Source organism: Barnesiella sp. WM24 (assembly GCF_004570975.1).
Lineage (GTDB): Bacteria > Bacteroidota > Bacteroidia > Bacteroidales > Muribaculaceae > Muribaculum.
Window position 1 is genome coordinate 33,598 of the sequence record NZ_SPPC01000018.1, and the last position, 9,856, is coordinate 43,453.

Annotated in this window: 7 protein-coding genes and 1 pseudogene; 7 read left to right on the plus strand and 1 reads right to left on the minus strand. The window is 42.7% G+C overall.

Features of this window, described 5'->3' with window-relative positions; genetic code table 11:
- The first annotated feature begins 4 nt into the window (after positions 1 to 4).
- The 7 genes from E4T81_RS15020 to E4T81_RS15050 all read left to right on the plus strand — a co-directional run bounded on the left by E4T81_RS15020 (position 5) and on the right by E4T81_RS15050 (position 9,670).
- Positions 5 to 2,014, plus strand: coding sequence for a dihydrofolate reductase (locus E4T81_RS15020; protein WP_135045994.1), 2,010 nt, complete (start codon positions 5 to 7; stop codon positions 2,012 to 2,014).
- Positions 2,015 to 2,205: 191 nt separating this feature from the next.
- A complete protein-coding gene (locus E4T81_RS15025; RefSeq protein WP_135045996.1) occupies positions 2,206 to 2,433 on the plus strand; it encodes a helix-turn-helix transcriptional regulator in 228 nt (75 codons plus the stop codon).
- 10 nt (positions 2,434 to 2,443) lie between these two features.
- Positions 2,444 to 4,297, plus strand: coding sequence for a hypothetical protein (locus E4T81_RS15030; protein ID WP_135045998.1), 1,854 nt, complete (start codon positions 2,444 to 2,446; stop codon positions 4,295 to 4,297).
- 685 nt (positions 4,298 to 4,982) lie between these two features.
- Positions 4,983 to 5,345, plus strand: coding sequence for a hypothetical protein (locus tag E4T81_RS15035; RefSeq protein WP_135046000.1), 363 nt, complete (start codon positions 4,983 to 4,985; stop codon positions 5,343 to 5,345).
- A gap of 107 nt (positions 5,346 to 5,452) precedes the next feature.
- Positions 5,453 to 7,132: a T9SS type A sorting domain-containing protein gene (locus tag E4T81_RS15040; protein ID WP_135046002.1), complete on the plus strand. Its 1,680-nt coding sequence runs from the start codon at positions 5,453 to 5,455 to the stop codon at positions 7,130 to 7,132.
- 61 nt (positions 7,133 to 7,193) lie between these two features.
- Positions 7,194 to 8,162 carry a T9SS type A sorting domain-containing protein gene (locus tag E4T81_RS15045; RefSeq protein WP_135046004.1) on the plus strand — a complete coding sequence of 323 codons (969 nt, stop codon included), beginning with the start codon at positions 7,194 to 7,196 and terminating at the stop codon, positions 8,160 to 8,162.
- A gap of 8 nt (positions 8,163 to 8,170) precedes the next feature.
- Positions 8,171 to 9,670 (plus strand): S8 family serine peptidase, encoded by a 1,500-nt coding sequence (locus E4T81_RS15050; RefSeq protein WP_135046006.1) that lies wholly within the window; start codon positions 8,171 to 8,173, stop codon positions 9,668 to 9,670.
- A gap of 81 nt (positions 9,671 to 9,751) precedes the next feature.
- Here E4T81_RS15050 and E4T81_RS15970 read toward each other — a convergent pair.
- Positions 9,752 to 9,856, minus strand: a pseudogene (locus tag E4T81_RS15970) (IS982 family transposase); the annotation flags it as partial.

Here is a 9,856-nt window from a genome sequence, read left to right on the forward strand (position 1 = left end):
TATAATGATTAATAAGATAAAAACCGCCGGCGTGGCCCTGCTCACAATGGCTACAAGCATCAATGCAATGGCTAAAGACAAAGACCAGTTCCAATATGTTACCGACCGCTTCGCTGACATCGAGGTGTTGAGATACAAAGTCCCCGACTTTGAAAATCTTTCTCTGCAGCAGAAACTCCTCATATACCATCTTACCGAAGCAGCGCTTGCCGGACGTGACATCCTCTGGGATCAGAACGGCAAAGACAATCTTGCCGTCCGCGACCTTATGGAAAACATTTATCTGAACTATAAGGGCGACAAAAACTCCGGTGAGTACAAGGAATTTGAGAAATATCTTAAACAGATCTGGTTTGCCAACGGTCTTCACCATCACTATTCGATGGACAAGTTCACGCCAGGATTCAGCAAAGAGTTTCTGGTGTCACAGATCAATCTTCTCCCTCAGGAAAAGCGCCCTGCCAATCAGGAGACACTTCTCGCCCTTATCTTTGACCCTGCTGTCAAGCCCAAGAAAGTAAACCAGGCTGAAGGCGAAGACCTTATTCTCACCTCTGCGACAAATATATATGAAGGCGTTACCCAGCCTGAAGTAGAGGCTTATTATGCAGCAATCAAAGACACTACCAACCTCACTCCGATATCTTACGGACTCAATACCCGAAAGATAAAAATCGACGGAAAAGTAGTGGAGCAGCCTTACAAGGTAGGCGGACTCTACTCCGATGCCATCAAGCGCATTGTCAAAGAGCTCGGACTGGCTGCGGAATATGCTGAAAACCCGGCGCAGAAGGCTTATATCGACAAACTTATCGAGTTTTACACCACCGGCGACCTGAAAACATTTGATGAATACTCGATATTGTGGTCGGAAGAAACCGACTCACAGGTCGACTTCATAAATGGATTCATCGAGTCATATGACGACCCGCTGGGCATGACCGGCTCATGGGAGTCTATCGTCAATTTCAAAAACAAAGAAGCGTCGGCGCGCACCGAGACGTTAAGCGGCAACGCGCAGTGGTTTGAAAGCCACAGCCCCGTAAATCCCTCATTCCGTAAAGACGAGGTGAAAGGTGTCTCTGCAAAGGTAATCACCGCGGCGATACTTGCCGGTGACGCGTATCCCGCTACCCCTATCGGCATAAACCTGCCTAACGCCAACTGGATTCGTGCCGCCCACGGCTCAAAATCAGTTACGCTGGAAAATATCACCCAGGCTTACGACGAGGCATCCCACGGCGACGGATTCAACGAAGAGTTTGTAATCGACGAGCCTACACGTCAGCTGCTAAACGACTATCTGTTTATCACAGATAATCTACACACCGACCTCCACGAGTGTCTCGGACACGCCTCCGGCCGCCTGCTGCCCGGTGTTGACCAGGATGCGTTGAAAGCCCACGGCTCAACTCTTGAGGAGGCTCGTGCCGACCTGTTTGCGCTATACTATCTTGCCGACCCGAAGCTGCTTGAGCTCGGTCTGCTCGACAATCCCGATGCCTACAAGGCAGAATATTACAAATACATGCTCAACGGACTCATGACCCAGTTGATGCGCATAGAGCCGGGCAAAGATGTCGAAGAAGCCCACATGCGCAACCGCAAGCTCATCGCAGAGTGGGCATATGAACACGGTAAAGCCGACAATGTAGTGGAATATGTGAAAAAAGATGGCAAGACATTCATCAAAATCAACGACTATCGCAAACTTCGCGACCTCTTCGGTCAGCTGCTCGGAGAGATACAGCGCATCAAGAGCGAGGGCGATTACGAGGCAGGCCGTGACCTGGTGGAGAAATATGCGGTAAAGGTTGACCCCGCAATCCACAAGGAGGTGCTCGACCGCTATTCTCATCTTGACATAGCTCCCTATAAGGGATTTGTAAACCCGGTCTACACTCTTGTAAAGGATGCCGACGGCAATGTGACCGACGTGACTGTCGATTACAGCGAGGATTATATCCCGCAGATGTTGCGATATTCCCGCGATTACTCCACCCTACCGAGATAATCGCCACACCGAAATTCAGACCCCGACACACCCTACAAATTACCCGGTTCATTACGAATCGGGTAATTTTGCATTTGCCCGTTTAGAGCAGGATTTTGCCGGTCAAATCACTACTAATCATGTGTTTTATGGGCTGAAAAATTAGCTTAGATGAAATATTTTCATTAAACTTGCAACCAAAAATCATCATAATGTCTAAAATCAACAAGCTAAAGACCGTTCTGAACGAAAAGGGAGTGACAAGCAAATGGCTTGCCAACCAGTTGGAGGTGAATCCGACCACAGTCTCCAAATGGTGTACCAACTCTTCTCAGCCAGATATCCTTACCTTATTGAAAATCGCACATCTTCTTGATTTAGAGGTAATGAGCCTTTATGATGAAGAACTTGTACGACTATATCAGACCAATGTAGAATAATGAACTTTTTATGAGTAAACGCCCAATAAAATTTTATGTTTGTGTACTGCTGTTATCTATTATTATAACAGCGGTTGGTTGTGTCGGACACAGCGAAGTATGGGAAAAACTGGATGTGGTAGAACAACTTATGGAGACAAAACCAGATTCTGCCCTTGTGTTGCTGGACAGAGTCAAAGTTTCCGATTTTATCAGCAATGAGGAAGTTGCACGGTATGCCTTGCTCAAATCCATAGCTTTGGATAAAAATTATATTGACACGACAACATTTGACATCCTTCAACCAGCTATAGACTACTATCTAAAACACGGTTCCCCTGACGAAAAACTGAAGACCTACTACTATCAAGGTCGCATATACCAAAATCAGGGAGACAATGATTCAGCGATACAAAGTTTTATGCGCGGTAGAGAGTATTTTGGACAATCAGAAGATTCTATTACTATGGCAAACCTTATGGTAGCCAAAGCTACGATTCTATATACTACATATAAATTCGACGATTACATTCATGACAATCTTTACGCAGCCAAGTTGTATAGGGGTATTGGTAAAGATGGCTACGAAATGTCATGCCTTGCCAATGTATTGGACGGAGGTATAATTACTAATAACAAACAACTCGCAGACAGCGTCCTATTTGTGGCTCAGCAGAGGGTCAGTGAAAATGAGGAGTTGGGATCTTTATTTTCTCCATATCTTTTATCTTATGCAGTTAATTTCGGAGATAAAGATGATATAATTGAACTTCTTGATTATTGTAACTCATTGGATTCTATTGACGATGCTGTTAAAATAGATATTGCAGAGGCATATTGTAAAATTGGAGATTCATATAACGCCAAACGTTTTATAGACTCAATAGATTCAGTTTCAGACTTGACAAAATCTCTGAAACTTTTGGCAATCAAGCCTGATATCCTTGAACTAAATGGTGATTTTGCAGGAGCTTTATCGGCCTACCGAGACTTTTTAACTACTATAGACTCCATACACTTGAATATCTTTTCTCACGATTTGCTGTTTGCCAAAGAACGCCACGAGATGGAGAGATGCAATATGCAGAAGATGCAAAAGAGAGATAAAATAATATGGCTGTGTCTCTGTATGGCTCTGGTGTTGCTTTGTATTACAGGATATATTTACTATCATTACAGATTGGGAAAAGCGAAAGGCTTATTGGATGATCAGGAGAAAAAAAGGTTGCGACTTGAGCAAGACAATCTCAAAAAGGAAAACGAGAATCTTGAACTGAGAAACCATCAGGCAGAACTGGAAAGGCAGAATCTTCAACAGGCTAATGAAAAGCTTGAGCTGGAAAGGCATAATGCAATTCTTGAAAAACAAGCGGCCGAATTGGATTGTGAGCGTCAATCATTGGTCGCAGAGAATCTTCATCTTAAAATTGAACAGTTGGAGGATGAGAGTGCTTCTCTTAAAGAGATTTTGGAGAAGCGAAAAGACCTTGCCAAACCAATAGCAGATGCAATCAAGATAAGGATGGAGATGCTGAACGGGTTATTAGCCACCAAGATTACAGAAAATGATTCATATGCTAAACCCTATGGGGCTTGGAGAGACCAACTCATTCAGGACAAAGATGAGTTTATGAATACTACTCGTCTTGCGTTCAAAGCTTCACATCCCAAATTTATAGAATATCTGGAAGCTCACGGACTGACTGAATCTGAAATCAACTATGTCTGTCTTTATGCCATTGGTCTTCGGGGAAAAGAAGCCGGTGAATATATGCAGTTGAAACGACATTATCATATTAGTAGCGATGTTCGCAAGAAACTGGGTATTGACGAGCATCAGACCAATATTGGAATCTACATTCGAAAGCTGATGAAACAATTATAAATCAGCTGGGCTTCCTTTTAACCCCATTCATTAAGACAGTCCATTGCCTTGTTAGGCAAATGGACTGTCTTTTTATCTGTTTTCTTCATTTTGCCCCATTAAAATCCAGTGTGTCAAACTTTGACCTTGACCACGCGGAAAGCCCATTTAAGACAATAGACATCTGCTTGTTATTTAGAGGGATACAGTAGGCTTGTGTCAAACTTTTATTCTTGAATGCAAATAACGGCCATTGTAATTTTGTGTTTACTTATGAACAACAAATAACGTTATGATGAATATTACTTCATTTTTCAGAAAAAACACCTACATGATAAAATGTAAGGGCATATCTTATATCAGTTGGCGAACATTGCTTTTGCTTGTCTCATTTTTTACGGTTCTTTTGTTAGTGTGTTTTTCCCAATATCCGGGTTCTAATGGGGAAAGCATACTCCAGCATATATTATTTTAGAAGATTGGATAATGCAAAAGAATAATTACCAAGCTACGAAACCCAATGTATGTGGCTCATGGACTATTGCCGTCAAACTTTTGGCTTCCCAAAGCAGAAAAGAAGCACCTCCATAGTTGTAATAAGTTAAATACTAATGTGTTAAAAATATCAACCGTCAAACTTTTCTTCTTGCATGAAAACTTTTTCAGCAGTAATTTTGCTATAGATAAACCAATAAAAAAGCACGATATGAAAAAGTATCTTCTTCTGATTGGAGTCTTAATCTCCATTGCCATTCAGGCTACCGCTGCCAAAAGCGGGGTGTTCATGACCATTTACCGAAAAGGTCATGTAGATAAAAACACAACTGTCCATCGTTCTCCGATGCGACTCCCAATTGATGTTTTCTACGACAATGTGGCACGACAGATAGAAGTTGCCGGTAATGAGGATATGATTGCACAAATATACCTCTGTGATGAAAACGGTAATACATTAGACTACTCTCCATGTGTCAATGTGGTGTTGGATATTCCGAGTAACTATAATGGACTAATCATAATACGCATCGATGGTGCGGATTGGGTAGCTACGGGAAAAATCATTGACTGATACCTCTATGACGAATGAATACACCATCATTTGCCGCGCATAGAAGGAATGATTGTAAGTGTGTATTTTGAGAATAAACCATAATAATAACCTTAAACACAAACACAATGAGAAAGAAATGCCTACTCATGATTGCTGCCGGCATAGTGCTTGCAACAGCGAATGTGCCGACAACTGCGGCGCAAGAAGTTGCGGGAATCGAAATCTCTCCAACATCAGTCCTCCCCATAACGGGAGTATCCGAATCTACGGATGGCAACTACAACTTCAAGAGTTTCGAGGTCGAGGCTTCCGAGGCGGGTTCGTACTACACGGAATTCTGGCTTCTGCCATCCAAGTATGCCAACAACAGCTATTCGTCGTTTATGATTTACGTGAACGACAATTACATCGGCTCCATAACTCCAACTGTCGGCAACTGGCAGGCAGTACGTGTTGATGGACATGAGACCTTCGATATGACAGAAGGTACAAATGTAATCACCATCGCAACTCTGGCGCCTGAGTTTCCAGAAGTCGAGACTCTCAAAGTGTCCTTGAATGATGCTGATGCAACATTCTCCTCAGAGGCCTACGAAGAATATCTTGATGACGCTGCTGCTGGTGTCACTTATGATATTCCAGAAGATGATGGTATGACGGTGTATGCAAGTGATGCAACGGGAGTGGGACCGGCGCATTTTTCAAATGTACCTCTGAACTATACATTCTACAAGACCTTCAGCTTCACAAAGGGACAGGAAATCTTCATCACTTCCTCAAGTTCAGCCGCACACAAGATTGATGTAGTATATTACGGCTCTGAGCCTAAAAGTTCTGGACTCATTGGTCCGACCAATCCGATTATTACGCCGATTAATTCTGGCATTCTTAATCCTGGCGTTATCAATCTGACAAGTTTGAATCCATTGGCTGAGAGTTCTGTTATAATTCGACCATATGTAAAATTTCGAGTTCTATATACTCCGGCCACTTCTGAGGAAATGCAGGGATTGAGTTGGGTCTTTCCTTCTCAGAAAACCCTGAATTCATCAATGCAGGTAGCTACTGCAAAAATGAGAATTACTAAATCCGGTCAATATCTTGTACGAGTACGTCATGCTGTAAATGGTGGCTCCGCTTTGGCTGATGTCAATGTAAACGGTGCGTACTATTATGAAAACACACCTATAACCTTGTCATATAAATCATGTGTTATTCCGGCCGATGGTAATTATTACGCTACATTTACTTGCTGCAATAACTTCGGTACAGATGATCCGTACCTGTTCATCCACGGAGCTGATGTCGATAAAATCGTAGGCTTCAATGACGATGCGCCAAGTGCACAAAGAGAACAATACAATCTGTCTACATGGGATTCCTACATTTCTCAGAAGTACTTCATGAAGACATCCGGCATAAGTGTCAGCAACTACAGTTCATCAAAGCCTACTTCACGCTGTAATATAGTAGCCCGAATATCAGAGGGGGCTGCGCAGTCCGTGGCTAAGGCAAGAGCCAAAGCCGCTAATACTGCCGGTGTAACTGAGATGTCAATCACAGACGAATCTGTACAGATTGCCGTCCCTGCGAATATAAATGACTCGTTCTCAATCAATACGACTGAGATTATTCATAAAGTTTCGATATATGGATTGGCAGGTAATCGCATTGGTTCTGTCAACTGTAATGAATCCTGTGCGATTATACCGACATCCTCCCTTAATATAAATCATCCGGGAATCTATGTCATAAGCGTTGAGACATCAAATGGTGTAATATCAAAGAAAGTAGCTATTAAATAATAATGAATTGTAGTAGTGGGGCATGAGATATAATGCCTCTCTACTACGTAAAATAATGCTTATGAAGTATTTAATTACTCCTTTAATCTGTAGTCTGGCAATAAATTGTTTTGCTGAGGAGCCGCAACCACCGGCTCCAAGCGAACCGGACGGAATCATCGGAGGACATGAATATGTGAATCTGGGGCTTCCAAGCGGTACACTATGGGCTACTTATAATGTAGGAGCGACTTCCCCTTATGAAAAGGGACATTACTTCGCATGGGGGGAAGTGGAGCCTCGCGAAGATTTCTCTTGGGAAAGCTATAAGTTCTTTGAAGGATATGAAGTGGACCCGAATAATGGCGAATGGGTTGTTCTTGAGAATATCGGTGCTGACATATGCGGAACCGAATATGATGCGGCGCGTTATCAGTGGGGCAGCGGCTGGAGGCTTCCCAATGAACAGGAACGCTATGAGTTGCAGATGTTATGCTGGAGCAACGGACTTTCTGAAGAAAATGGCGTCCGAGGCGTAAGGATATATGGACCAAATGAACACAGCATATTCTTGCCGATATGTGGGGGCGGTTTATGGAATGGCGAACAGGATCCATTTCATAATACCGACGCAGCCTATTGGACAGGGGTTGAAATGCCGGAGTACGGTTATAACGGCAGACCAATTGAACCCAGCAATGTAGGAATGTCTATGTTGGTGGATTTAGCCGGATTTTCTTCAGGGCATTCGTCCCAAAAAGCTTACGGTCTCAACATCCGTGCGGTGGTCAATCCTAAAGAGGCGGGTATTGACAATATAGTTTCCGAGAATGATAAAGTCCGTTTAGCCTACCATAATGGTTGTATTCATGTCTCAGGAAACCATTCCCAAGGAATGATAAAGGTATTTGACCTTTCCGGGAGAATGACCTTCTCGGATTCCGTCGTGGACGGCACTTGTCTGTTGCCTAAACTGGCAGACGGTATATATATCATTTCGTATGCTGATAAAGGAAATAGAATAACAACTCAAAAAATAACAATCAAATAAATCACATCATGAAGAAGTTCATCACTTTCATGGTAGCAGCATTCTGTCTGTCGTTATCAATCTCTGCACAGGATAGTTTCTACTACTATCATGGCACAAAAATGCCGTTGAGCGAGGATGCGACCAAGATTGTATCGATTGCTCCAAAAACAGAAAATGTATCCCTCTCTCAGTCAAACGGGTTCACGCTTGTCAAAACAATTTCGGACACACGCAGTCTTATCAAGGTGTATGAACTGTCTTCATCCACCACAATCAAGCGTGCCATTGCAACAAATCCATCTGCATCGGTAAACATTCTGCCCTGTTATAAGTCAGTAAGCGGGAATGAACTTATCCCCAACGGGTACATCAATGTAAAGCTTAAATCAGCTACAGATTATTCAAATCTTCAGACTATAGCGCAACAGAATGGCTGCGAAATCATAGAGCAGAACCCCTTTATGCCCTTATGGTATAATCTGCGGGTTAAGAATGCTCCCGGACATAATTCGGTTGAAATCGCCAATGCGATATACGAAACAGGAAAATTCGCCTCAGCATTTCCAAGCTTTACGTTTGACGCTCTTGAAATCTCCTACGACCCAAACGTATACGAACAATGGGGATTGTATAATTCCCAATACGAAGATCTGGATATTTCATTAAGTCAGGCGTGGAGTTACGCCACAGGAAGAGGAATAAAGGTCGCTGTCATCGATCAGGGAATCGACTTGAATCATCAGGATCTGCGTGACAATATCTACCCACTGAGTTACGACACAGAGACAAAAACATCTCCCAGCAAATTATATGACTATCATGGAACCCATTGTGCAGGTATTATAGCTGCTGTAAGAAACAATGGAATTCAAGTTGCCGGTGTCGCGCCGGATGCTAAACTCATGTCTGTCAGCAATAGCTTATCTTTGACCTCTAATTTGGAATCCAATCTGGCAAATGGAATTAATTGGGCATGGGAAAACAGTGCGGATGTCATTTCCTGCTCATGGTGGTGTGAAAAGAACGAATTGTTGGAAGAAGCAATTGATAACGCAGTTACAAAAGGACGTGAAGGCAAGGGCTGTGTATTCGTTAAGTCTGCTGGCAATTATACAAGATTACATCCAACCTATGATATATCTTACCCTGGAGATTATAGTCCTGATGTTATCGCTGTATCCAATATGACTGAGAATGGAAGTCTTTCAACTACTTCTTGTTATGGTCCAAATCTACTTGTCGCCGCACCGGGTACTAATATATTATCTACATTGCCTGATAATAAAATCGGGAAACTTAGTGGAACTTCCATGGCATGTCCTCACGTTGCAGGATTAGCTGCATTGATTCTTGAACGGAACCCATCACTGACGGCAAAGAAAGTCCGTGAGATTATTGCTAAGAATACGAAAAAGGTCGGCAGTATTCCTTACAGCACCAATAAAATTTATGGAACATGGAATATTAAATATGGCTATGGCCTTATTGATGCCTATAAAGCTGTCATCAATACCCCCCGTAACTAAAAAAATGGGCTGTGTCATAGTTGTACTTATTATGGCATAGCCCACAATACATCTTAATTAACGTGAGTTCGATATAAGCAATCAGAACAAAGTTAGCTGGTTATCTGTCACAAACTCCAAAGAGATAGACGGTTTCTTTGGAAAAAAACAGTAAGCAGCGATAGCACTCAAGGCATTGGTGATGAA

Coding starts and splice junctions, on each gene's coding strand:
- E4T81_RS15020 (WP_135045994.1), top strand. CDS start 5: ATGATTAATAAGATAAAAACCGCCGGCGTGGCCCTGCTCACAATGGCT.
- E4T81_RS15025 (WP_135045996.1), top strand. CDS start 2,206: ATGTCTAAAATCAACAAGCTAAAGACCGTTCTGAACGAAAAGGGAGTG.
- E4T81_RS15030 (WP_135045998.1), top strand. CDS start 2,444: ATGAGTAAACGCCCAATAAAATTTTATGTTTGTGTACTGCTGTTATCT.
- E4T81_RS15035 (WP_135046000.1), top strand. CDS start 4,983: ATGAAAAAGTATCTTCTTCTGATTGGAGTCTTAATCTCCATTGCCATT.
- E4T81_RS15040 (WP_135046002.1), top strand. CDS start 5,453: ATGAGAAAGAAATGCCTACTCATGATTGCTGCCGGCATAGTGCTTGCA.
- E4T81_RS15045 (WP_135046004.1), top strand. CDS start 7,194: ATGAAGTATTTAATTACTCCTTTAATCTGTAGTCTGGCAATAAATTGT.
- E4T81_RS15050 (WP_135046006.1), top strand. CDS start 8,171: ATGAAGAAGTTCATCACTTTCATGGTAGCAGCATTCTGTCTGTCGTTA.